Origin of the sequence: Bordetella muralis (assembly GCF_965139205.1) — a bacterium.
Taxonomy (GTDB): domain Bacteria; phylum Pseudomonadota; class Gammaproteobacteria; order Burkholderiales; family Burkholderiaceae_B; genus Bordetella_A; species Bordetella_A muralis.
On record NZ_CBCSIU010000001.1, the window covers coordinates 702,982 to 725,518 of the forward strand.

At 58.5% G+C, this 22,537-nt stretch carries 20 protein-coding genes and 1 pseudogene; 13 read left to right on the plus strand and 8 right to left on the minus strand.

Annotated features, from left to right (window positions below):
• Nucleotides 1–4 precede the first annotated feature (4 nt).
• Nucleotides 5–1,315 (plus strand): c-type cytochrome, encoded by a 1,311-nt coding sequence (locus ACNA0I_RS03225; RefSeq protein ID WP_415804606.1) that lies wholly within the window; start codon nucleotides 5–7, stop codon nucleotides 1,313–1,315.
• Nucleotides 1,316–1,430: 115 nt separating this feature from the next.
• On the opposite strand, the gene ACNA0I_RS03230 is transcribed toward ACNA0I_RS03225, so the two are convergent.
• Entirely contained in the window at nucleotides 1,431–2,324 is an 894-nt protein-coding gene (locus ACNA0I_RS03230) for a LysR family transcriptional regulator (protein ID WP_415804607.1), read from the minus strand.
• 106 nt (nucleotides 2,325–2,430) lie between these two features.
• Between ACNA0I_RS03230 and ACNA0I_RS03235 the strand changes: the two genes are divergently transcribed.
• A complete protein-coding gene (locus ACNA0I_RS03235; protein WP_415804608.1) occupies nucleotides 2,431–3,426 on the plus strand; it encodes a Bug family tripartite tricarboxylate transporter substrate binding protein in 996 nt (331 codons plus the stop codon).
• Nucleotides 3,423–4,808 (plus strand): lyase family protein, encoded by a 1,386-nt coding sequence (locus tag ACNA0I_RS03240; protein WP_415804609.1) that lies wholly within the window; start codon nucleotides 3,423–3,425, stop codon nucleotides 4,806–4,808. The genes ACNA0I_RS03235 and ACNA0I_RS03240 overlap by 4 nt, the downstream gene beginning before the upstream one ends.
• A gap of 83 nt (nucleotides 4,809–4,891) precedes the next feature.
• On the opposite strand, the pseudogene ACNA0I_RS03245 reads toward ACNA0I_RS03240, so the two are convergent.
• Nucleotides 4,892–5,827, minus strand: a pseudogene (locus ACNA0I_RS03245) (Dyp-type peroxidase); the annotation flags it as partial.
• Nucleotides 5,828–6,219: 392 nt separating this feature from the next.
• Between ACNA0I_RS03245 and hppD the strand changes: the two are divergent.
• Complete coding sequence (gene hppD, locus ACNA0I_RS03250; RefSeq protein ID WP_415804610.1) at nucleotides 6,220–7,296, plus strand: 4-hydroxyphenylpyruvate dioxygenase; 1,077 nt, start codon at nucleotides 6,220–6,222, stop codon at nucleotides 7,294–7,296.
• Nucleotides 7,297–7,392: 96 nt separating this feature from the next.
• Here the strand turns inward: hppD and ACNA0I_RS03255 are convergent, their stop codons facing one another.
• Both ACNA0I_RS03255 and ACNA0I_RS03260 read right to left on the minus strand, forming a co-directional pair.
• Nucleotides 7,393–8,124 carry a sulfite exporter TauE/SafE family protein gene (locus tag ACNA0I_RS03255; protein WP_415804611.1) on the minus strand — a complete coding sequence of 244 codons (732 nt, stop codon included), beginning with the start codon at nucleotides 8,122–8,124 and terminating at the stop codon, nucleotides 7,393–7,395.
• A 5-nt stretch (nucleotides 8,125–8,129) separates the two neighbouring features.
• The gene (locus tag ACNA0I_RS03260; RefSeq protein WP_415804612.1) at nucleotides 8,130–8,714 is read right to left on the minus strand and encodes a flavin reductase family protein; all 585 of its coding nucleotides are present in this window, start codon (nucleotides 8,712–8,714) and stop codon (nucleotides 8,130–8,132) included.
• Between the two features lie 110 nt (nucleotides 8,715–8,824).
• On the opposite strand from ACNA0I_RS03260, the gene ACNA0I_RS03265 reads away from it, so the two are divergent.
• The 5 genes from ACNA0I_RS03265 to ACNA0I_RS03285 all read left to right on the plus strand — a co-directional run bounded on the left by ACNA0I_RS03265 (nucleotide 8,825) and on the right by ACNA0I_RS03285 (nucleotide 13,367).
• Nucleotides 8,825–10,309, plus strand: a complete 1,485-nt coding sequence (locus ACNA0I_RS03265; protein WP_415804613.1) for a sensor histidine kinase — start codon at nucleotides 8,825–8,827, stop codon at nucleotides 10,307–10,309.
• Nucleotides 10,310–10,329: 20 nt separating this feature from the next.
• Nucleotides 10,330–10,947 carry a response regulator transcription factor gene (locus ACNA0I_RS03270; RefSeq protein ID WP_415804614.1) on the plus strand — a complete coding sequence of 206 codons (618 nt, stop codon included), beginning with the start codon at nucleotides 10,330–10,332 and terminating at the stop codon, nucleotides 10,945–10,947.
• A 106-nt stretch (nucleotides 10,948–11,053) separates the two neighbouring features.
• Nucleotides 11,054–11,521 (plus strand): GlcG/HbpS family heme-binding protein, encoded by a 468-nt coding sequence (locus ACNA0I_RS03275; protein WP_415804615.1) that lies wholly within the window; start codon nucleotides 11,054–11,056, stop codon nucleotides 11,519–11,521.
• Between the two features lie 262 nt (nucleotides 11,522–11,783).
• A complete protein-coding gene (locus ACNA0I_RS03280) occupies nucleotides 11,784–12,827 on the plus strand; it encodes an alpha/beta fold hydrolase (RefSeq protein WP_415804616.1) in 1,044 nt (347 codons plus the stop codon).
• Between the two features lie 24 nt (nucleotides 12,828–12,851).
• Nucleotides 12,852–13,367, plus strand: a complete 516-nt coding sequence (locus ACNA0I_RS03285) for a cytochrome P460 family protein (RefSeq protein WP_415804617.1) — start codon at nucleotides 12,852–12,854, stop codon at nucleotides 13,365–13,367.
• A 122-nt stretch (nucleotides 13,368–13,489) separates the two neighbouring features.
• Here the strand turns inward: ACNA0I_RS03285 and ACNA0I_RS03290 are convergent, their stop codons facing one another.
• From ACNA0I_RS03290 to ACNA0I_RS03305, 4 genes are read right to left on the minus strand one after another with little or no spacing between them, the layout of a single operon-like run.
• Nucleotides 13,490–14,386, minus strand: coding sequence for an SMP-30/gluconolactonase/LRE family protein (locus ACNA0I_RS03290; protein ID WP_415804618.1), 897 nt, complete (start codon nucleotides 14,384–14,386; stop codon nucleotides 13,490–13,492).
• A gap of 10 nt (nucleotides 14,387–14,396) precedes the next feature.
• Nucleotides 14,397–15,407: a Bug family tripartite tricarboxylate transporter substrate binding protein gene (locus ACNA0I_RS03295; RefSeq protein WP_415804619.1), complete on the minus strand. Its 1,011-nt coding sequence runs from the start codon at nucleotides 15,405–15,407 to the stop codon at nucleotides 14,397–14,399.
• Between the two features lie 56 nt (nucleotides 15,408–15,463).
• Complete coding sequence (locus ACNA0I_RS03300) at nucleotides 15,464–16,669, minus strand: CaiB/BaiF CoA transferase family protein (protein WP_415804620.1); 1,206 nt, start codon at nucleotides 16,667–16,669, stop codon at nucleotides 15,464–15,466.
• 48 nt (nucleotides 16,670–16,717) lie between these two features.
• Complete coding sequence (locus tag ACNA0I_RS03305; protein ID WP_415804621.1) at nucleotides 16,718–17,656, minus strand: hydroxymethylglutaryl-CoA lyase; 939 nt, start codon at nucleotides 17,654–17,656, stop codon at nucleotides 16,718–16,720.
• 193 nt (nucleotides 17,657–17,849) lie between these two features.
• On the opposite strand from ACNA0I_RS03305, the gene ACNA0I_RS03310 reads away from it, so the two are divergent.
• From ACNA0I_RS03310 to ACNA0I_RS03325, 4 genes are all read left to right on the plus strand, one after another.
• Entirely contained in the window at nucleotides 17,850–18,578 is a 729-nt protein-coding gene (locus ACNA0I_RS03310) for an IclR family transcriptional regulator (protein ID WP_415804622.1), read from the plus strand.
• A gap of 117 nt (nucleotides 18,579–18,695) precedes the next feature.
• Nucleotides 18,696–20,228 (plus strand): glycine betaine/L-proline transporter ProP, encoded by a 1,533-nt coding sequence (gene proP, locus ACNA0I_RS03315; RefSeq protein WP_415804623.1) that lies wholly within the window; start codon nucleotides 18,696–18,698, stop codon nucleotides 20,226–20,228.
• Nucleotides 20,229–20,401: 173 nt separating this feature from the next.
• A complete protein-coding gene (locus tag ACNA0I_RS03320; protein WP_415804624.1) occupies nucleotides 20,402–21,634 on the plus strand; it encodes an MFS transporter in 1,233 nt (410 codons plus the stop codon).
• A gap of 145 nt (nucleotides 21,635–21,779) precedes the next feature.
• Nucleotides 21,780–22,460, plus strand: a complete 681-nt coding sequence (locus tag ACNA0I_RS03325; protein WP_415804834.1) for a response regulator — start codon at nucleotides 21,780–21,782, stop codon at nucleotides 22,458–22,460.
• Nucleotides 22,461–22,537: the final 77 nt, after the last annotated feature.

Genomic DNA, 22,537 nt, shown 5'->3' on the forward strand with positions numbered 1-22,537 from the left:
GAAGATGAACATACTTAAACACACCCTCGCCGCCCTGCTCGCGCTGACAGCCAGTTCTGCATGGGCCGCCGATACAGCGGATCAACAGCTCATCAAGCAAGGTGAATACCTGTCGCGCGCAGGCGACTGTATTGCCTGCCACACGGCACAGGGCGGTAAACCCTTTGCAGGCGGCTTGGGCATCGACTCGCCGTTGGGGATGATCTACTCCACCAACATCACGCCCGACAAGGAAACCGGTATCGGCGAGTACACGCTGGAAGATTTCGACCAGGCAGTGCGCCATGGCGTCGCCAAAGATGGCCACTCACTGTATCCGGCCATGCCTTACACCGCCTACGCAAAAGTCTCGCCTGATGATGTCAAGGCCCTCTACGCCTATTTCATGCATGGCGTAGAGCCCGTCAACCAAGCCAACAAAGACACCGACATCGTCTGGCCGCTGTCCATGCGCTGGCCCCTGGGCATCTGGCGCTGGATGTTCTCGCCGGATGCCGTCGAGGCTGCCGCTGCACCTGCAACGGCTCCTGCCGATGCAGGGCAAGCTGAAGTCCTGCGCGGCAAGTATCTGGTCGAAGGCCTGGGCCACTGCAGCACCTGTCACACGCCGCGTGGCGTAGCGTTGCAGGAAAAAGCGCTCACTGATGCCGACGGAACAGAGTTTCTGTCAGGTGGCGTCGTCGAGGGCTGGCTGGCCAAGAACCTGCGTGGCGACGCCACGGACGGTCTGGGCGGTTGGTCCAAAGAAGACATCGTGGCCTTTCTCAAGGGGGGCATGAACCAGCACTCCGCGACGTTTGGCGGCATGTCGCAAGTCGTAGCCGACAGTACCCAGCATCTAAACGATGCGGATCTGAATGCCATTGCGGCCTACCTGAAGACGCTCTCGCCGGTGAACAAGGATGCGACGCAGCCCTTGGCCTATGACGAAGCGGCCTCAGTGGCGTTCCGTTCAGGCAAAGCCAACAGCGAAGGCGCGCTGGACTTCCTGAACAACTGCGCAGCCTGCCACCGCACGACCGGCAAAGGCTATGAGCAGACCTTCCCGCAATTGGCGTTGAGCTCGACCGTGAATTCGGACGATCCAACCTCCCTGATCCACATCGTGCTCAAAGGTGCGCAATTGCCGGGTACGACAGCTGCGCCAACGCAGTACGGCATGCCGGCCTTTGATTGGCGCTTGACCGACAAAGAAGTGGCATCGGTGCTCACCTTTGTACGTTCCAGCTGGGGCAATAAAGCGCCTGCTGTGACGGCTGATCAAGTGGCCAAGGTGCGTGAGGAAGTGGGTGCAAAGCCGCAGCCAGTTCGTTAACACACGCTGACGCTGCACTAATAAAGCGCGCCGGGTTATCTCGGCACGCTTTTTTTGCGATGACTTACCAGTAGGCAAGACTATCGTTGGAGAATCGTCTGAATCAATTAACGCATCAAGCCTCAATCACTTCCCGCGCACACCGCAACAGCGTCTGCACCCAATGTCCCCGTGGGGATTGATGACGCCATAACAACCCCAGCTCACGCGCGGGCAACGGCGCCCCGTCCTCAGGTACCGATACCGCCGGCACGGCCAATTTGCACAGGTCCGGCCCCTCCAGACCCCGGCCGATATCAGGCACCAAGCCCACCCCCAGTCCGCGTTGCACCAATAGCGCGATGGCCATGATGGAGTTCAGCTCCACCCGCTCATGCGGCTGTATTCGTTGGGCCTGTAAATAGCGATCAGCCAAACTTCCCCCCGCCAATTGCCGGTCGTAACGCACCAACGGCTGGGTACGCAGTAATTCCAACGGATCGCGTTGTGCATCGTGCGCGTGCGCCAACACAACCAACGGTTCTTGACGCAGAGATGCCCAGCACACCGTCTTGGGCAGCTCAAAAGGCAGCTTCAAACACAAGGCCGCGTCGAGCTCGAATTGCGTCAGCGCCCCATACAAGGCAGGCGTAATCGCGCTGCGCAGTGCAATGCGCACACCTGGGTAATGCTTGGCAAAGGACTGCAGGATATCCGGTAAAAAACTATGTAATGCCGTATTGACCGTGCCCAGCCGCAACTCGCCCTCGTCCTCGTCGGTGGCAACCCAATCCCGCAAGGCATCGGCATCCTGCACCAGGATGCGGCCTCGCTCCAGCAGGCGTTGCCCGGCAGCAGTCGGTTGCACGCTGCGGCCTTGCCGCACCAGCAGCGACGCGCCCAGCTCGCGTTCAAGCGTGCGCATCTGTTGTGCAATCGCAGCCGGGCTCACATCCAGCTGACGAGCCGCTTCGGACATGGAGCCCAAGTCGACGACTTTCAGAAAATTATGTAGGTAACGGATATCCATGAGCCTGCATTTTCTTTTAATTGATGAAAGCAATACGTACTGTATTCAGATGGCCCGCAACAGCGACAATACCAGTGAATCCAATTATTCCAATCCAGGAGACACCATGCATTCGCCCATCCTGCGTTCCCCCTCTCGCCGCCGCGCGCTGGCAACGGCGCTGGGGCTGGCGGCCATATCCTTGACGCCCGCCTGGGCCCAGAACACGCCAGTCATGCGCATCATTGTCCCCTTTTCTCCTGGCGGCGGGAACGATGTACTGGCGCGCCAGTTGGCGCATGGCCTGACCGAGACATTCAAACGCGATGTGATCGTCGAAAACAAACCCGGCGCCGGCGGAAACGTGGGTACCGAGCAGGTCGTGCGTGCGTCTGCCCAAAGTAATACCTTTTTGCTCGGCCACACCGGCACGATCTCTATCAACCCGGCGCTGTACAAGAACCTGAAGTTTAATGCGTCGACCGATTTGCAGCCGGTCGCGATGTTTGCCTCCTCGGCGCTGTTGCTGGTGGTACCGGCCAGTTCTCCTATTCATAGCGTCGCGCAATTGGCCGAGGCGCTGTCGAACAAAGACTCCGATATGGATTATGCCTCCAGCGGCAACGGCACAGGGGGCCATCTGACTGGCGAAATGTTCCTGCAGACGCTGGGCGCGCAAGCCGTGCATGTTCCCTACAAAGGCACAGCGCCAGCAGTTGCGGACGTGGCAGCAGGTCTGGTGGACTTCAGCTTCAGCGTCATTCCGGCCGCCATGCCCATGATCAAATCGGGAAAGCTACGCGCCCTGGCCATCACTAGCACCAAACGCATGGCACTGCTGCCCGATGTTCCAACCATGGCTGAATCGGGTGTCCCGGCGCTGAAGGACTTCGACAGCACCCTGACCTACGGGATATTGGCTCCTAAAACCATACCGGCCGAGACGGTACGCCAGCTGGAAGCGGAAATCCTGAAGGTCGCCGCCGAGCCCGGGTTCCAATCCAAACTCGAAGTCGAAGGCGCCGAGCCGCTGCTGGGCAATGCAAAGGAATACAACGCAAGAATCCAGGAAGAAAGCCGCAAATGGGGCAAAGTCGTGACCGCCTCTGGCGCCACCGTATGACCGCGGGTCAGCCTGCCATGATGGCATCCCTGATCGACGAAAGCCTGACCCCGAACGGCGGCGCCGCACTGTTTACTGATACACAATGGTTCGATGCGCTGCTACGTTTTGAATCGGGGCTGGCCAACGCGCAAGCGGCTTGCGGGCTCATTCCCCTCAGCGCGGCAGCGGCCATTTCTCACGCATGCGCCAACGTCGAACTGGAGCGCTCAGCCTTTATCGAGCGCGCGCAGCGGACGGGCGCACTGGGCATAGGATTGGTAGATCCGCTACGGACATTCCTGGCGCAGCATGCAAAGGATGCTTTGCCCTATTTGCATTGGGGCACAACGACTCAGGATGCCGTCGACACGGCACATGCCCTATTGACCAAGATGGCGTTGGCAGCGCTGCTGCAAGAATTGACCGGCTTACATACTGCCTTGTGCACTTTGGCTCGCACGCATGCGCACACGCCGATTCTGGCGCGCAGCCTGCTGCAACCTGCTCAGGTCACCAGCTTCGGATTGAAATGTGCACAATCCGCCGGTGCCATACAGCGCAGCATCAAACAACTACGCGCCCTGTCCGAGCACGCGCTGTGTGTGCAACTAGGTGGAGCTGTCGGCAATCGCGCTACGTTAGGCGAGCAAGGCCAGCGTGTAGAACGTGCGCTTGCCGCCGAACTCGGTTTGACGGCTTGCGGCCATAGTTGGCACACCCAGCGCGATACGTGGATGCGGCTCGCCATGGAAGCGGCTGTCTGCGCAGGCAGCCTGGCAAAGCTCGCGAAAGACTGGTCGTTGATGTCGCAGTTCGAGGTCGGAGAGTTGACCGAAGCGCCTCGCGGCAGAACCTCCAGCGCTATGCCGCATAAACGCAATGCGGTCTATTGCATGCAGGCCGTGGCACAGACACAGCCCGTGCCAGGCCTCGCTGCGAATCTGCTTTCGGCAATGCCGCAGGCTCATGAACGGGCCATGGGAGAATGGCAGGCTGAGCTTTCCACGTGGGCACCGCTATGGCGTCACGTCTATGCCGCTGCGGCCGCATTGCGGCACAGTGCAGAGGGACTGCAAGTCCACACCTCGCGCATGCAGGCGCACATAGACGCACTGTACGAGGTCGTGTTTTCCGAGGGCTGCTCGGATGCACTTGCCGCCATCACTGGAAGCGACGCTGCACAACAAGCCGTTGAGCGTCTGGCGCCGCAGGCGCTCAACGAGCACCTGCCGTTGTCGACGCTGTTGGTAAATTGGGTGCAAAGCCACCACGGCGCCGAGCAGGCACAAGCTGCCGCACAAGCGTTGGCTATGGCGACAGATCCCGCGCGGGCCGTACAGGCTTCGGCTGCGTGTTGCGTGGCACTGTTAACGGATGACTTGGTATATCCAGTGAAGTAACAGCGACACGCGCAAATACCAACCCCGTCAATAACGACGGGCTCAGTCATAAGGGAGACGACCGTTCGTCTCCTTTATTTTTGCCGCTCTTCCAATTCCTCCAACAATGCTGCCGAAGGCACAAAGAACAACCCGCCCGTGACCGCGCGGCTGAAGTCCAGCAGACGGTCGTAATTGCCCGCGGGCCGGCCGACAATCATGTTCTCCAGCATTTGCTCAATAGGGGCTGGCGACTTGGCATACCCAATAAAATAAGTGCCGAACTCGCCTGCGCCAGGCCGCCCGAACGGCATGTTTTCGCGCAGGATTTTGACTTCTTCGCCGTTCTCGGTCAGCGTGGTCAGCGAACTATGAGACGACGAGGGCTTGACCGAGTCGTCCAACTCGATATCCGATAGCTTGGTGCGCCCGATGATGCGTTCCTGAGTCTCCACAGGCAGTGCATTCCAGCCCGCCATGTCATGCAGGTATTTCTGCACGAGGACATAGCTGCCATTGGCAAACTCGGGATCCTCATCGCCGATCAAAGCGAAATCCACGGCGTCCTGCCCTTCCGGATTTTCGGTGCCGTCCACAAAGCCCACCATGCTGCGCATATCGAAATAGCGAAAGCCTTGCACTTCATCCACCACGGTCACCGCAGCGCCTAACTGATTGAGAATCTGCGTCTCCAGTTCGAAGCATAAATCCATCTGCTCGGCACGAATATGAAACAGCAGATCCCCCGGTGTCGCGGGCGCATGGCGATTGTCGGCCTGAAACTCACGAAATGGATGCAGCTGTGCTGGACGCGGATGACCAAACAAGGTGTCCCAGGCATGCGCGCTGAATCCCAGCACACAGGACAGCTTGCCATCTGGGACACGCTTGCCTACGGAACGTACCAACGCGGCGAGATTTCCGCACAAGGCACGAATCTTGTCGGCTTGGCTGTCCTCGCCCAGCGTCGCAACAAGGAAAATCGCACTACGGGTGAGCGGACAGGTAACGGCTTGAGGTTGGGGATTGCTGCTAGTCATGGACTGGAAATTTTCTTAGATAAGTAATAGAGCTGAAAGATCTGAAGCCGAATCAGGCACATGGCAAGGCACAGAAGCGCTACCTGATAGTAGAGATAACGCAGGTGGAGTATAGTCAGATCGAGATAGTAAACACCTGAACAGGTGAGTTCGCTTGACGCCGCGGGATCACGCATGCCATGCTCTTGAAGAGCAGCGTTTCTTCCGTTCGCGAACAAGGAAACTCTGCGACAATCCCGTCTGACCCTATCATTATGAAAATTCTGGGTTTTCAACTCCTGATTGGCGACTACCTGGCACGCAGCGTGCGGGGCCGTCCCTGTGCGCCCCCAATGTGAATTGGCTGCATCGCAAGCTTCACATTCACCATTCGCACATTCAGGAGCCAGAAAATGGCAGACCTTTTCGACAATCCCATGGGACTCATGGGTTTTGAGTTCATTGAGTTCGCCTCGCCCACGCCCAACGTCATCGAGCCCGTGCTCGAAAGCATGGGGTTCACCAAAGTCGCGAACCACCGTTCCAAAGCAGTCTCTCTGTTTCGCCAAGGCGACATCAACGCCATCGTCAATAACGAGCCTCACAGCCCCGCGGCCTACTTCGCAGCCGAGCACGGCCCCTCTGTATGCGGCCTGGCGTTTCGCGTGCGCAACGCGCAAGAGGCTCACAAGCGCGCCCTGGAACTCGGTGCGCAACCTGTCGAGATCCATACCGGTTTCATGGAACTGCGCCTGCCTGCCATCAAGGGCATTGGTGGCGCGCCTCTCTACTTGATCGACCGTTTCGAAGAAGGCTCGTCGATTTACGACATCGATTTTGTGTTCATCGATGGCGTAGACCGCCACCCTGTGGGCGCCGGCCTGAAGATCATCGACCATCTGACCCACAACGTTTATCGTGGCCGCATGGCGTATTGGGCCGATTTCTACGAAAAACTCTTCAATTTCCGCGAGATCCGTTACTTCGACATCAAGGGCGAATATACCGGCCTGACCTCAAAAGCCATGACGGCGCCCGATGGCATGATCCGCATCCCCCTGAACGAAGAGTCCTCCAAAGGCGCCGGCCAGATCGAAGAATTCTTGATGCAGTTCAACGGAGAGGGCATCCAGCACGTTGCCTTTCTGACCGACGATCTGCTCAAGACCTGGGACGCACTGAAAGCTCATGGCACACGGTTCATGACCGCACCGCCCGAGACGTACTACGAGATGCTGGAAGGCCGTCTACCTGCGCACGGCGAACCCACCGCCGAGCTGCAATCGCGCGGCATCCTGCTGGATGGGACATCCGACGGCGGAGAACGCCGTTTGCTGCTCCAGATTTTCTCCGAGACGCTGCTGGGCCCGGTGTTTTTTGAATTCATCCAGCGCAAGGGTGACAGCGGTTTCGGCGAAGGCAACTTCAAAGCGCTGTTCGAATCCATTGAACGGGACCAAGTGCGCCGTGGCGTGTTGTCCACGGACTGACACCAGTAATGCCCCGGACGTCAGACAACGGCATTCCTTTGACTAGCCTGCGTTCCGGGGCCTTTCCCTCTGACGCACCTGCGTGGTCGCATGGTGTCACCCATGCGACCACGCACTGTAGAGCAACGCAGCTCCGGAGACGAAAAGCAACATATCGACCATCAAAGCAAAGACGTTTGACGAGAGTCGTAGCACCAGCGGTTTGCTGGCAAAAGTGCCGAGCATGATGCCGGCGCCGACCAACAAACCCTGCAGGGCCGTCTGCATCGACAACGCATCCTGAGCAAAAAAGGTGCTGACTTTGCTGACATACAACAGCACCGATGTGGCGCCATCCGTTCCCAGAAATGCCCCGCCGCTAAGCCCGTAAGCAGTGAATGCCGGGATACTCAAGGGCCCGGTAGAAAGCACCAGTCCTGTCAAAAATCCGATGACGACACCGCATACCCCCAACTGAAACAACGACATTTGGTACTGCAATTGCCGCAGCTTGTGCCGAATCGGGATCATGCACCAGAAGAAAAACCCGAGGGTCGCGTCGATCACCCACGCCGGCAGGGCTAACAGCGTATGCGCGCCCAAGGCGGCAGCGGGAATACCGGGCAGACCATAGGCGAACGTTGCCCGCCAGTCGATCTGCTTGAACCAGACCATGACACGCGACAGATTGCCCATGATGGCTGCCATCGCCATGATCGGCATGGCGGCCTTGGGTCCATACGACTGCACCAATACCGGCAACAGCATGAGAGACGATCCCGTGCCCACCACGCCGCTGAACGCACCGGCAATCAGCGCAACGGCCAGCACGTAGACATAATTCTCCACAGCGATCAGGACTCCTCTTCGTAGACCATGGACTCCCCTGTGGCATAGAACTGCCCGCCCGCGATGTAGTGCAAACTGCGCCATGCAGGATCTGCAGATTCAAAATGCCAATGGCCATCCTTGAATACGCGCTCATCCGCCCAGGCGCCCACAATCTCGCCGATGAACAGATCGTAGGTCTGCTGATTATGTGGTTCGGCAATGAGCTTGCACGCCATCCATGCCGAGCAACTCTGCACGAAAGGCAAATCGCCATAGCCGTCCATACGAAACAGTTCTACGCCGATCTCGGCCAGTTTGTCGGGATCGTTGGTCAGACTCCGATTGCCGACCTCATGAGTCAGGCGCAACTGCGCCACCGTCGGCACCTGAACCACAAACATCCCGCTTTGCTCGACCAACTGGCGCGTTTTGGTGATCTTGTCCAGGACCACAGTAAGTTTGGGCGGGGCAAAATCCAATGCGCATGCCCAGCCTACCGCCATGACATTGCTCACCCCCTCATGGCGGGCCGATACGAGGACCGTAGGACCATGATGGAGCAGGCGCGACGCTTTGGCTAACGGCACCGGGGAAATATGACGGGTCATCACGGGACTCCTGCTGATGAATGCGTGGACAGCATCTTAGTCGAGACGCCGCCATTCCGTAGCACTACGGAGTGTAAGACCCGCAATCCAGTGCCATAATGCTGTGCACTATGCCCCGATCTCTCATGCGGCCAATCCTGATATGGCTGCTGCTCCTCGTTTTCGGCGTCGTCGGCATTGGTTTGCAAGACTACGCCAGCCAGCGCGATCGGTTCGTCCAGGATACGAGCATCGTGCACCGCATGCTCAGCCAAAAGGCCGTGCAGCATGAGGCCGTGCTCGCGACCTTGGCCGCGCTATCGCATCCTCCCGCTCCTGAACGCCTGTTCCCCAGCCTGCAACCGGCGTTGCCGCAGTTGGAGGCAATCGGACGGCTAAACGAGGACACATGGCGTGGCAGTTCCCCGTCGCCGAATGGAATGACGGGCGCCTTGGCACAAGCCCGTCAGGTCGATCACCCCGTCGTGTTACCGGGAAATGCGGCCACCTCTTATTGGCTCGTCGACCCCTCGGGTTGGAGTATCCTGCTCAGTGCACAGAGATTGCTAGGGCGCGAAGACATCCCTCTTACGCTCAGTGCCGTCAGCTTATCGTTACCTTCCGGGCAACTCGATCTGCTGGGTTCAGCGTCACCGCAGCATCCAATGGGTCTGGTACTCCAGCGCAGCAAGCCGCTAGGTGCAGCGAGCCAGCCGTTTACCTTGCATACCTTGCAGATTCTAACGCCGGCGTCTTGGCCGTGGATGGCCTGGCTGGCCTGGGCCTTGACCAGCGCCGCGCTGGTTGCCGGTTGGACATTGTGGCAACGTGCGCGAGCCTACGCCTTGCGTGAACGGGAGCAGTCGCGCTTGGCCGCAATCGGGCGGCTAAACACCCTCGGAGAAATGGCGGCGGGAATAGCTCATGAACTCAACCAGCCATTGACGGCTATCCTGGCGCAAACCGGTGCTGCACAACGCTTGCTCGAAGATCCCGACGAGCAGCCTCAGGTGCGCCGAGCCCTGCAGGCGACAGCCGGTCAGGCACGTCGGGCAGCCGAGATACTCGAACGTCTGCGCGCCTTGATGGCGCGTGGAGAACCCGCTCAACGTTCGGCGCTGAGCCCTGATGACCTGATCGCGTCGCTGCGTTTCTTACGTGAAAGCGAACTGGCGCGAGCCGGGATACGAATCAGCTGGACCAACGACGCCCCGGGTGCACGCGCGCTGGGTGACCGCGTCGCGCTGGAGCAGATTCTGCACAATCTGGTACAGAATGCCGCGGATGCGCTCGCTACGCACGCGGGCCCCCGCGTGCTGGATATCCGCGGTCGTGTGCACGAGTCACGCTACGAATTCATCGTGCGCGACAACGGTCCTGGAATCCCCGCCGACAAGCTGCCGAAGATCTTCGATCCGTTCTACACCACGCGGGCACAAGGCATGGGACTCGGCCTGACACTTTGCGAGACCCTGGCCGGCACCATGGACGCGCATCTGCATATTGAGAACCACGCAGAGGGCGGCGTCTGTGCGACACTGTCACTGCCACTGTACTCTGAACGCCAGGATTCGGGCGTTTCTGGCTCGCCTCAGAAACACGAAGCTCACTGCTAAGGTAGCCTAGCAACTACGCCATGGACGACTACTCGAATCAATCACCGCTCGTATACATCGTGGATGATGACGAGGCCGTACGCGATGGCCTGTCGATGCTGCTCTCGAGTGTCGGGCTGCGCAGCGAAGGGTTTGGCGATCCACAAGCCTTTCTAGCGCAGGGGCACCAATACGCAATCGGCTGTCTGGTCCTCGATATCCGTATGCCCAGCATCAGCGGCCTGCAGGTGCTCGAACAAGTCGTCGCACACTCTGATCTGCCGACTATCATTCTGACGGGCCATGCCAACGTCGATCTGTGCCGGCGTGCATTCAAAACCGGCGCCGTCGAATTCCTGCAAAAGCCGGTGGACGACGATGTGTTTCTGGATGCGGTACAGGCTGCTGTACGTCAGCACATCGCCAGCCGTGAAAAACTTGCAGCCACGCTCGAGGCTACGGAGCGCCTGGGCACATTATCGGGTCGCGAAGAAGAAGTCCTGCGGCGTGTCGTCGAAGGGATCAGCAATAAACAGATCGCGCGCGAACTGGGCCTGTCGCCCCGCACCGTAGAGACCTATCGAGCGAATGTCTTCACCAAACTCGAAGCGCAATCTCTGGCGCAATTGATACGCCAGTATGCCGCTTTGCTCGCCTGAGTCTCCGTAGCGCTACGGAGACTGGAGCGTGTTCGTGCGCATATCGGCGCACAGCGTATCTCAATACAATGTCCTTGTCGTAACTACACAGACCAAGGACTCCACCATGATCCGCAAAACCCTCGCCCTGCTCTGCCTCGCAGCCCTGTCCCAAGCCGCCAATGCCGCCGTCGTCACCACACACAAGCTCGCGCTGGCAGATGCCCAGAAACTCGCCGCCGACACCGTTGCCGTCTGCCAGGCCAAAGGTTACGCCGTGAGCGCCGCCGTCGTCGATGGCAGCGGCCAATTGCAAGCCTTTGCGCGCGCCGACAAAGCCGGTCCGCACACGATCGATGCGAGCCGCGCCAAAGCGTTCACATCGGCATCGGCCAAGCAGCCCACGCTGGCCATGATGGAAAACTCACAGAAGAACCCGGGCGCGGCCAACCTGAAAGACATTCCGGGATTCTTGTTATTGGGCGGTGGCGTGCCGCTCAAGCAAGGCGATGAAGTCATCGGCGCTATTGGCGTAGCTGGCGCGCCCGGTGGACATCTCGATGCGCAATGCGCCGACGAGGCCATGAAAAAATAAGACGGATCGGTCAGTATGAAGGGACATGGGCCGCCACCCCGGCTGCGGTCCATGNCCGCGCCACCGTCGATATTTGAGAATACGCGCTTTCCTCTGAATGGCTAGGACTCCATCTGAGGGCGGTTCATTCAGCGGCTATGTACCACACTGTATCTGTTTCTCTACACAGATACTCAACGTCTCTCAGCCTGTTCGGACGCGACACAAGGCAGATACAACCAAGGCTTTCAATACTCCTACCAACTTTTGAGGAGTGAAAGTCATGTCGGAACCCATCAATACCCGCCGCCGTCGCCTGATCCAGACCACCGTGGCCGGTCTGGGCCTCATGGAATTGACCATGAGCGGTCTGGCCCACGCACAAACATCGATCGCCAAAGCCGGCGCAGCCGCGAGTCAACCGTTTGCAAAGTTCGACGAGATCAAGCAGATCCAGGTAGGTCCCCTGAATATCGGGTACGTGGATGCAGGTCCGCGCAATGGTCCTGTCGCCCTCTTGGTGCATGGCTGGCCCTACGACATTTATAGCTTTGCCGAAGTCACCCCTCGGCTCGTGGCTGCAGGCTATCGCGTCATCGTGCCCTACCTGCGCGGCTCGGGTTCGACCACGTTCCTGTCGGCGGATACTGTCCGCAATGGCCAGCAAGCGGTGTTCGCGATGGATCTGATCGGATTGCTGGATGCGTTGAAAATCGAGACCGCCGTCCTGGGCGGATTCGACTGGGGTGCGCGCACCGTCAACATCATGGCGGCGCTTTGGCCGAAGCGATTCACCGGCATGGTGTCGGTCAGCGGCTATCTGATCGGCAGTCAGGCTGCCAACAAAGCGCCCCTGCCCCCCGAAGCAGAATTGGCGTGGTGGTATCAGTTCTACTTTGCCACCGAGCGTGGCCAGGCCGGCTACGATGCAAACCGTGATTCGTTCAACAAGCTCATCTGGAAACTCGCTTCGCCTCATTGGAATTTCGACGACGCGACTTTTAACCGTACTGCCCAATCTTTCCAGAATCCTGATCACGTTGCGATCGTGATTCATAACTATCGCTGGCGCCTGGGTCTGGCACAAGGCGAATCGCGCTACGACGACCTGGAACAGCAACTCGCAAAAGGACCGGTCATCACCATCCCATCAGTCACGATGGAAGGTGACGCCAACGGCGCGCCGCATCCCCAGCCGGCAGCCTATGCGAAAAAATTCACCGGCAAATACCAGCATCGCAACGTCAATGGCGGCATTGGGCACAACCTGCCCCAAGAGGCTCCTAAAGACTTTGCCCAAGCGATCATCGACGTCACCCGTCTGTAAAACACCTGGAGCAAGGATCACGACATGCAACGCGTTCATCGTGCACGGATGTTCTTGTCGGCCGCACTCATGCTGTGTGCCGCTGCAGGCTCTGCATCGGCGGCGGAGCTCACGACACAAGCCGTTTCACCGATCTTCGGTGTGTCTATTCCAGAGGGCTATCGTAATTGGCAACTCATCGCCCCCGCAGAGGAGGCCGCGCCACTGGATGAGCTACGTGTCGTGCTGGGCAACCCGGCAGCAGTCAAAGCCATTCAAGACCTGAAGGGGCCGTTTCCCGACGGTTCGATATTGGTCAAGCTCGCCTACAAACGCAAGCAATCTCCCGAGTTTGCCTCAGCCACTGTACCAGGTCAGGCGACGACGGTTCAGATCATGGTGAAAGACTCGAAACGCTATGCATCGACGGGCGGTTGGGGATTTGGACGTTTCATCGGAGGCGTTCCAACAGATGCCGCGCAACATCAGACCTGCTTCGCCTGCCACGAGGCACGGGCCGCCAAGGATCGAGACTATGTATTTACGCGGTTTGCACCTTAGTCTCCCAAACGCCGCAAGATTGACTTTTGACCCTGCGCGGCGAGCCGAGCCTGTGACCCGGCGGTTGCTTTCCTCACTGCTCGGGCAGTCGTAATGGGAAAGAAGGAGCGACGATGTTGCTCCTATGACAACTCAGCCTGCAGAATCGACCCCGAGGCAGACTCCGTGAACACCACGCGCTTGCCGCCGGGGCACACGGCAACGTTAGTCACGGTGCTGCCATCGATCGGGCTTTTCAGATAATGCGTAATCTCGCCACGCGAGTTCAGGACAAACACACCGCCTAGACTCGCATGTGCAACCAGCAATTCGCCGCTCGGCAATGTCGCCAGTCCGTCCGGTCCGCTGGTGCCGAAGAATGTCTGGAAAGCACCCATTTTGCTGATCGAACCGTCATCCAGAATCGGAGCCCGCCACACCTGATTGGCGCGCGTCACGGCGACGAACAACACTTTTTGTGCGGCGTCCAATGCGATGCCGTTAGGGCTGGGCGCATTACTGAGCAGGAGGTCCAGCCGTCCACTACGCTCGTCGTATCGATAGACTCGACCTTGGGGGTCATGCAAACCGGTCTGTCCTTGATCAGTGAAGTACAGTCGTCCCTCGCGATCAAACACCAGGTCGTTGACGCCCTTGAACGACTCGCTATTGCGGTGGCCCAGCACTGTCGTGACAGATCCGGTCGCGGGATCGCAACGCAGAATTCCTCTGCGATAGTCTGCCACCCACAGGCTGCCGTCGTCATGCAGCGCCAGGCCATTCGGCCATCCGTCGGTTTCGGCAACGAGATGCCAGCTATCCGCGCCGTCAACCCGGAATATGCGGCCATGAGGGATATCGGTCACATACAACGCTCCCGTCTTGTCAAAGACAGGCCCCTCCAGAAAGCAGTCGACAATATGTCCGGCCTTGTTCGCGTCCGCCCACGCACTGCGGCGCGGCAAACGCAATTCCCGAGGCATGGAGGCGATGACGTTGGCTTCAATGACAATCGGCGGCGAAAAAGACAGATTCCACATGGCCGGTTCCTCACTCGGGTTTGATGCCGACACGCCGTCCGATGTCTGTCCAGAAAGTCACTTGCTGCTGAACATACTCGCCGAATGGCTTGACCGCCACCGAGCGGTGTCCGGCTCCCTGCCGAGCCATCAATTGCTGCATCTTCGCATCGCCCATTACCTCATTAACCAGGCTGTTCATTTTCTCGATGATCGGCTCGGGGGTACCCTTTGGCGCGGCCAAGCCAAACCAATTGATGACCTGATACGAAGGCAGTCCCGCTTGCGCGAATGTCGGGACCTCCGGCAAAGACTCCAGACGCTGATCGCCACTGACCGCGAGCGCCCGCACGCGCCCGCCCTGCACCGGCGGAATAGCGGTTGGCGCAGCCGTCACCAGGAGGTCAATCTGACCAGCCATCACATCGGCCAAGGCAGCACCAGCGCCACGGTACGGGATATGGGACATCTTGATACTGGCTTCCGAAGCAAACATCTCGGCAGCAAGATGCGTGGAACTCGCTGGCCCGCCCGAGCCGAAATTCAGCGCGCCCGGGTTTTTCTTCGCATGTGCGATCAGATCCGCCAGAGTCCTGAACGGCGATTTTTCTGGGACAACCAATACCAGCGGGGTCTCGATGATCTCAGCCACGTGAATCAAATCGTGCTCGTAGTCCCACGGCAGTTTCGCAAACGACAACGGCAACATGGCATACGTCGTATCGGTCACCAAAAAAGAACTCCCATCCGGCTTGGAGCGAACTACATCCTGAGTAGCAATAGTGCCGGATGCGCCGGATTTGTTTTCGACGATGAAAGTCTTTCCCGTAGCTTCGGATAGTTTCTGCGCGACTTGTCTGGCGGCATAGTCAGTAGTTCCTCCGGGAGCATAGGGCACAACAAGCCGAACCGGTACCGATGGCCAATCCACCGCGCTATCGGCCGCATGGGCATGACCGAACAACAGACCAAGCGATAACACAAACAATCCGCGTGACAATGCTCGGCGGCAGGTGATCGAAGTTTTCAAGCGATAATTCATTTTCCTGTCTCTTTATTCAACGCTTGTGCAAGCGCTTTTGTAAATGGCCCTGCAGCTCACTGCGGATGGCATCCTTCAGTGATATTCCTGGCCTTCAAACTTTGAATCTCTTCGTCGGAATATCCGGCTTCGCGCAATAGCGGGTCGGTATGTTCCCCGACCTCAGGCGGTTGCGTACGCAACGGCGGCTGTACACCATTGAATGCCATCGGCGTCAGCGGGACGTGCGAGGGTTTCCCGCCAGGTAACATGATTGGAGCCAGCCCCCCGGTCGCCAACAGATGAGGATCATCAAACAATTGCTCCGGGCGGGTGATCGGCGCGTATGGCAAGCCCTCTTTTTCAAATACCGCGGCCAATTCCGCCGCAGGCGTATCCGCGAGATGGGCCCGCAGCATGGGCATCAGCCAGTCCCTGGCCTGCACGCGATCATTGTTTGTCTTGAGCCGCGGGTCCGCAAACCATTCGGATAGGCCAAAGGCCCGGCAGAATATTTCCCATTGCTTGTCGCTGACCACGGCGAGAAAAATCTGCTCGCCGTTCTTGACGGTGAACACGTCGTAGATAGCCCACGCCGAAATCCGGCTGGGCATGGGTGCTGCTGCACGGCCGGTCACGGCGTACTGCATCATGTGCTGTCCGACGAGAAAGACGTTGTTCTCGAATAGCGAGGTCTGCACCTCCATGCCCTCGCCCGTGACTGCGCGCTGAGCCAGTGCCGCCATGGCGCCCATCGCGCCAAACATGCCGCCCATGATGTCGTTGACGCTCGTGCCGGCACGCAATGGGTCGCCCGAACGCCCTGTCATATAAGCCAGCCCCCCCATCATCTGCACGACCTCGTCCAAGGCCGTGCGATGCTCATAGGGGCCGGGCAAAAAGCCTTTATGACTGACGTAAATGATTTTGGGGTTTCGTGCTTTGAGCGCGGCATATCCCAAGCCGAGCTTCTCCATGACGCCTGACTTGAAGTTCTCGCTGACGATGTCGGCAGAATCGATCAAGCGCAATGCGGCCTCTATGCCTTCAGGCTGTTTGAGATCCAGCACAATGCTTTTCTTGTTCCGATTGAACATCGGAAAGAAACCTGCGCCCGATCCCAGTAGCCTGCGCGTGGAATCGCCGCCCAGCGGTTCGACCTTGATCACCTCCGCCCCGAGATCCGCCAGCAACATACCGCAGGTGGGCCCCATGACCATATGGGTGAATTCGATAACGCGGATGCCTTCGTACGGAAGACGGGACGCGGTGTTGTTAGACATGGGTTTGCAACCTATGTTGAGAAAAAGGGCCTGGAAATCCCGCCGATGCTAGGCGTGTTGAGCAAAGCCTTTCGGCAAGCCCGCGTCCGGCGTCATTCCATACAACGCCTCGCCCGGTAGCCCTGCAGCGAGCGGCGCACGTGCAGCGACGAGCTTTTCGATATCGACGCCGGTGGGCACACCCATTGCTTCAAACATGAAGACGAGATCTTCGGTCACCACATTGCCAGAGGCGCCTGGCGCATAAGGACAACCGCCCAGTCCACCCAATGAGCTATCGAACGTGCGCACGCCCTCGTCCCATGCCGCGAGGCAATTAGCCAAACCCAGTCCCCGAGTGTTGTGCATGTGTGCAGCGCCAGCGTGCTCGCCCAACTCTTGCCGCAACCGCCGAAACAGGCGGCGTACTTGTGCGGGATTCGCATAACCCACCGTGTCCGACAAGCCCGATTCATCCGCACCAGCCTGTACACACATGACCGCGAGCTTGATGACATCATCCTCGGGCACTTCACCCTGCAATGTGCATCCGAACGCGGTGGATATGCCGGCCTCGAGTTTGACGGACGGCGCGAGCTCATCGCGCAAACGTGCGATGGCTTGCACCTCTTGCACCATTTCCTGCGGTGTCTTGCGCACATTCGCGAGCGAGTGGGCATGGCTCGCCGATACGGGCATGGTCAGCTTGTGCACGCCTGCTTCCAACGCGGCTTGTGCGCCGCGCAGGTTCGGCACCAACGCCATGATGGTGACACCCGGGTGCGCCCTGGTCGCATACGTCACGACCTCTGCTGCGTCCGCCATTTGAGGCAGCAAACGGGTAGGCACAAACGAAGCCACCTCGATTTCCCGAATGCCAGCCGCCACCAACGCATCGATCCACTTGAACTTGTCTGCCGTCGGCATGGTGGCCTTGACTGACTGCAATCCATCACGCGGGCCGACTTCGCTAATCAAGACCTCGGGCTGAGGGGGCAGACTCGGCATATACGTCTCTCTTGTAAAATTCTAAATGATAGAACATCATTCTCTTGTATGAAATTAAAATACAAGCCTCGCCCCGTGTCAACCGCCCCGATTTTCCCGGGGTGAGCCCCATACGGGCGCTGATAAATTCGAACAAAGATCCCAGACGTTCTATAAGATAGAATCCTCGAACTCTGAATTGACGGAACACAAAATGCCCCGCAAAGCTGTGACGGAATCCATCGCTGACGCCGATGCAGCCCAAGGCGGTGTCGCTGCGGTTGATCGTGCGCTCAGCCTGATGTCGGTGTTCACCAGCAGCGACCATGCGTTATCCCTGCGTGAGCTCGCAGAACGGACCAGGCTATACAAAAGCACGGTATTGAGGCTCTTGGCATCGCTGGAACACGCGCAATGGATTCAACGCCTCGAAGACGGACGGTACGCCCTCGGCCCCGAGGTCGCGAGATTGCACGGTATCTACTCGGCATCTTTCTCACTGGAGCGTGTTGTCATCCCGGTGCTGCGCGAGTTAGTCGCCACCACAGGGGAAAGCGCTGCCTACCACGTGCGTCAAGGCGATGCACGGTTATGCCTGTATCGCGTTGACTCTCCCCACCCTGTGCGGGATCACATTCGGGCGGGCGATTTGCTGCCTCTGGATCGAGGCAGTGGCGGCCGTATCCTGACTGCCTTCGACGACATTCTCGGTAACGCCCCCGGCCCGGACCAGGAGCTGTACCGAAAGATCCGCAGCGACGGCTATTTTGCCGCGATAGGCGATCGCCTCTCCGAGGTCGCGGGCATATCCGCCCCTGTGTTTTCAGCGGCAGGCACCCTCGCTGCCGCCGTGACACTGACCGTTCCTGTCCATCGCTACAACCCAGCTCATGTGACAGCGGTACGGCGCGCCGCCAGCCAATTATCGAGCCGGGTTGGCTGAAAAGAACGCAATAGCGCGAATTCTCCGCTCATGACACAGGATCAGAAGTAGAATTTTTACGTTGAGTAAGGCAAGCACGCATACATCGCTATTCCTAGCCAGCTACAGGAAGCAGACATGACTCAATCCGTTCCTGCGTCACCAGAAGTCCGGCCTCTTCAGATTGACGACATCACCGTCATCGACGATAGCAAGCTTAAAAAGGCCGTCACGGCCGCTGCTCTGGGCAATGCCATGGAGTGGTTCGATTTTGGCGTCTATGGTTTTGTCGCCTTTGCATTGGGCAAAGTATTTTTTCCCGACGCATCCCCCGCGGTACAGACCATCGCTGCGCTTGGCACGTTTTCCGTGCCATTTCTGGTGCGGCCTTTAGGCGGCGTTTTCTTCGGCGTGATGGGAGACCGATTCGGGCGGCAAAAAGTGCTCTCGCTCACCATCATCATCATGGCGATCAGCACGTTCTGCATTGGATTGATCCCATCCTATGCGAGCATCGGCCTGTGGGCACCCATCCTGCTGCTGCTGTGCAAGCTCGCTCAGGGGTTTTCCGTCGGTGGCGAATACACAGGCGCTGCAGTCTTTGTGGCCGAATATGCGCCGGACCGGCGACGCGGATTCCTTGGCAGTTGGCTGGACTTTGGTTCGATCGCGGGCTTTGTATTAGGTGCTGGCCTCGTTGTGTTGCTGCAGACGATCCTGGGCGACGAAACGTTCCTGGAATGGGGCTGGCGCGTGCCTTTCTTCATCGCAGGTCCTTTGGGACTGCTTGGCCTTTATCTGCGCCACGCCGCAGAAGAAACGCCCGCGTTCACCCAGCAACTGGAAAAAATGGAGCAAGAAGACCGCGAGGCACTGAAAGAAAAGCCGACCATCTCTTTTCGCGAAATCTTCTCCAAATACCGTAAGGCACTGCTGGTCTGCATCGGCATGGTGCTGGTCACCAACATCACCTATTACATGCTGCTGACCTATATGCCGACCTATTTGTCCAGCAGCCTCGGCTACTCCGAGGACCATGGCGTACTCATCATCGTCGTGGTCATGATAGGGATGCTGTTCGTGCAGCCTGTCGTGGGTTTTTTCAGTGACAAGATAGGCCGTAAACCATTTTTGCTCGTTGGCAGCCTGGGCCTGTTTGTGATTGCGCTGCCGGCCTTCCATCTCATTGGCAGCGATAACATCGGCCTGATTTTCCTCGGCCTGCTGTTGATCGCGATATTTCTCAACTGCTTGATTGGCGTGATGGCATCGACCTTGCCGGCGCTATTTCCCACCCGTATCCGCTATAGCGCGTTGGCCAGTTCGTTCAACATCGCGATCATCATTGCTGGCTTGACGCCGACCGCCGCAGCCTGGCTGGTAGAGACAACGGGCAACCTCATGGTGCCGGCGGTCTATCTGATGATTGCCTCGGTGATCGGTTTGATCACCTCGCTCTATCTGCCAGAGACGGCCAACCGGCCATTGCGCGGCGACACACCCAACGCATCCAATCGGCGCGAAGCCAAAGCCCTGTTGCAACAAGCACTCGATCATATCGAGCAAACGGTGCAAGACGTCGACGCAGAAATCGAAGTCCTGGAGCAGCAGATCGAAACGCTGAAAGCGCGGCGCCAACGGCTGACAGATAGACATCCCGATCTGGAGTAAATCAACGCCGGGAGCGGATCATCGCAAACGGCTGCACAGACGCGTCCATATACGCCGCACCTGCAGCCGCCTGCGAGTGGGAGTATCATCAAGGGGAAGGAGAAGGCATTCCGCCGATGGCGGCGACTATGCTCGCTTTGCCACAGCTTCAGAAAAACAACTCAGTAGACGCAATGAATCGAGCAGCACCGACATGGCTAATGCCCATCGTGGCAATTTTCACGCTACAAACCATCTCGGCGTTTTTAAATCGGCTCATTCCCATCCTGGCCCCGGCCATGTCCGAGGACTTTGGCTGGAGCGGCAGCACAATCGGTTATCTGACTGCCAGCAATTCCCTGGGTGGCTTGATGATCCTGGTCGCGGGCTCCGCCATGCTCAAGCAAATCGGCGGCATGCGTACGCTGCAATTGACTTTGTTGATCGGGGCCGCGTGTATGGCATGGCTATTGATACCTAGTCTTGCCATTGCGCTGATAGCATGTTTGTTCATGGGATTGAGCGGCGGCGCGGCCAATCCCGCAGGCAGCGAAGTCCTGCAAAAGTATTCTCCTCCCGGCAAACGCAACTTGATGTTCTCCATCAAACAGGCGGGCGTCCCTCTGGGCGGTGTGATCGCGGGTCTGCTCGTTCCACTGCTGGTCGTGCTGACGGGCTGGCGCATTGCTCTCTTCTTTTGCGCGCTCATCGTATTGCTGCCGACCATGATGACCTGGCGTTTGAGCGCCAGTCTGGACGAGACACCGGACAAGAAGGATCACTTTTTTCATTTCCCGACACTGGCGTCCCTACGCACACTCACTGTGCCGCTGGCCTCTTTACGGCACAACAGCGGCCTGATGAAAATATCCGTTGTGGGCAGCCTGTTTGCCATCGCTCAGAGCTGTTGGTTCACGTTCACCGTCATTTATCTTGTAGACCAGCTCGGCTATCCACTAGCCTTGGCCGGAATGGTCTTTGCCATCATGCAGGCGGGCGGCGTCATCGGCCGCATCGTACTGGGCTGGCTATCGGATTATTTGCGCTCGGCCAATATCACCTTGACGATTGCGGCGGTTTTTTCTGCAGTGACCACTGCACTGCTGGGATTGACCAGTGCTGACTGGCCGCTCTGGTCTGTGATTGCCCTGGCGTTTGTCGCAGGATGCTCGGCGGCCAGTTGGAATGGCGTACAAATCGCCGAAGTCGCACGGCGCTCACCACCACAGATGATCTCGGAAACGTCAGCCGGCTCCAGCATTCTAGTGAACTTGATGAACATGGTGGCGCCCACGCTTTTTGCGGCATTTGTTGCCGTCAGCGGGCGCTATGACTATGCGTTCATTTGTGCCGGCGCATGTTCGCTGCTCGTTCTGGTTTGCCTGCCGCGAGAGCGGCGCGGCAATGCGACGCAAGCAGGCAAATAAAGCAGACCGGCGTTTGACACACCTCCAGGTTTAGCCATACAGTCTGCGCTGCTCACAGGGCTCGCGACTCCCGTGGACACATGACAATGCCCCGTTCTATGGTGACGGTGTCATGCTTAATACCTGCTTGGTGATTCTGAATACCATGCGCATTTTGCTAGTTGAAGATGAAGTCGACATGGCCCTCTGGCTGCGTCGCGCTCTCGCACAGAGTGGTTTTGTTTCTGATCACGCCGCCGATGCCCGTAATGCCGAAGGCTATATGGTGGGCAGTGACTACGATGCAGTTGTTCTGGACTTACGTTTGCCTGACAAGCACGGACTCCACGTGCTGCGCGACATGCGTGAGCGTGATGACCGTACGCCCGTATTGGTGTTGACCGCGCAAGGGTCACTGCAAGATCGAGTACGCGGCTTGAATATGGGCGCTGACGATTTCCTGACAAAGCCTTTTGCCCTCGAAGAACTGGAGGCCCGCTTGACCGCACTGGTACGGCGCAGCCGGGGCCGCGATCACCCGAGGCTGCAGTGCGGTTCGCTCAGCTACGACAGCGAAAGCCATCTCTTTACGCTGGATGGCTCAATGCTGATGCTCACTCCGCGAGAACACGCTACCCTGGCCGCGCTCTTGATACGCGTCGGATATCCGGTCGAGAAAAATCAGCTATTCGAGAAAGTCTTTTCTCACGACAGCGATGCCAGCCCTGATGCCATCGAAGTGATTTTGCACCGCCTGCGCAAGAAACTGGCCGGCAGCGATGTGTGCATCGTCACTGTGCGTGGCCTGGGATACATGCTGTCGGCTGTCAAGTCAGCAGACGGTTGATCAGCCGCTGCCAGCCAGCCTGACCCTGCAATCCCTCAGGGAATACCCTGGAATTCAGGAAACCGACAGCGCACAGA

What these genes read in the sequence shown, in the direction of transcription:
- ACNA0I_RS03275 (WP_415804615.1), top strand. Translation starts at nt 11,054, where the DNA reads ATGATCCGCAAAACCCTCGCCCTGCTCTGCCTCGCAGCCCTGTCCCAA.
- ACNA0I_RS03280 (WP_415804616.1), top strand. Translation starts at nt 11,784, where the DNA reads ATGTCGGAACCCATCAATACCCGCCGCCGTCGCCTGATCCAGACCACC.
- ACNA0I_RS03320 (WP_415804624.1), top strand. Translation starts at nt 20,402, where the DNA reads ATGAATCGAGCAGCACCGACATGGCTAATGCCCATCGTGGCAATTTTC.
- ACNA0I_RS03300 (WP_415804620.1), bottom strand. Translation starts at nt 16,669, where the DNA reads ATGTCTAACAACACCGCGTCCCGTCTTCCGTACGAAGGCATCCGCGTT.
- ACNA0I_RS03240 (WP_415804609.1), top strand. Translation starts at nt 3,423, where the DNA reads ATGACCGCGGGTCAGCCTGCCATGATGGCATCCCTGATCGACGAAAGC.
- ACNA0I_RS03230 (WP_415804607.1), bottom strand. Translation starts at nt 2,324, where the DNA reads ATGGATATCCGTTACCTACATAATTTTCTGAAAGTCGTCGACTTGGGC.
- ACNA0I_RS03305 (WP_415804621.1), bottom strand. Translation starts at nt 17,656, where the DNA reads ATGCCGAGTCTGCCCCCTCAGCCCGAGGTCTTGATTAGCGAAGTCGGC.
- ACNA0I_RS03325 (WP_415804834.1), top strand. Translation starts at nt 21,780, where the DNA reads ATGCGCATTTTGCTAGTTGAAGATGAAGTCGACATGGCCCTCTGGCTG.
- ACNA0I_RS03285 (WP_415804617.1), top strand. Translation starts at nt 12,852, where the DNA reads ATGCAACGCGTTCATCGTGCACGGATGTTCTTGTCGGCCGCACTCATG.
- ACNA0I_RS03310 (WP_415804622.1), top strand. Translation starts at nt 17,850, where the DNA reads ATGCCCCGCAAAGCTGTGACGGAATCCATCGCTGACGCCGATGCAGCC.
- ACNA0I_RS03265 (WP_415804613.1), top strand. Translation starts at nt 8,825, where the DNA reads ATGCCCCGATCTCTCATGCGGCCAATCCTGATATGGCTGCTGCTCCTC.
- ACNA0I_RS03270 (WP_415804614.1), top strand. Translation starts at nt 10,330, where the DNA reads ATGGACGACTACTCGAATCAATCACCGCTCGTATACATCGTGGATGAT.
- ACNA0I_RS03260 (WP_415804612.1), bottom strand. Translation starts at nt 8,714, where the DNA reads ATGACCCGTCATATTTCCCCGGTGCCGTTAGCCAAAGCGTCGCGCCTG.
- ACNA0I_RS03290 (WP_415804618.1), bottom strand. Translation starts at nt 14,386, where the DNA reads ATGTGGAATCTGTCTTTTTCGCCGCCGATTGTCATTGAAGCCAACGTC.
- ACNA0I_RS03235 (WP_415804608.1), top strand. Translation starts at nt 2,431, where the DNA reads ATGCATTCGCCCATCCTGCGTTCCCCCTCTCGCCGCCGCGCGCTGGCA.
- ACNA0I_RS03295 (WP_415804619.1), bottom strand. Translation starts at nt 15,407, where the DNA reads ATGAATTATCGCTTGAAAACTTCGATCACCTGCCGCCGAGCATTGTCA.
- ACNA0I_RS03225 (WP_415804606.1), top strand. Translation starts at nt 5, where the DNA reads ATGAACATACTTAAACACACCCTCGCCGCCCTGCTCGCGCTGACAGCC.
- proP (WP_415804623.1), top strand. Translation starts at nt 18,696, where the DNA reads ATGACTCAATCCGTTCCTGCGTCACCAGAAGTCCGGCCTCTTCAGATT.
- hppD (WP_415804610.1), top strand. Translation starts at nt 6,220, where the DNA reads ATGGCAGACCTTTTCGACAATCCCATGGGACTCATGGGTTTTGAGTTC.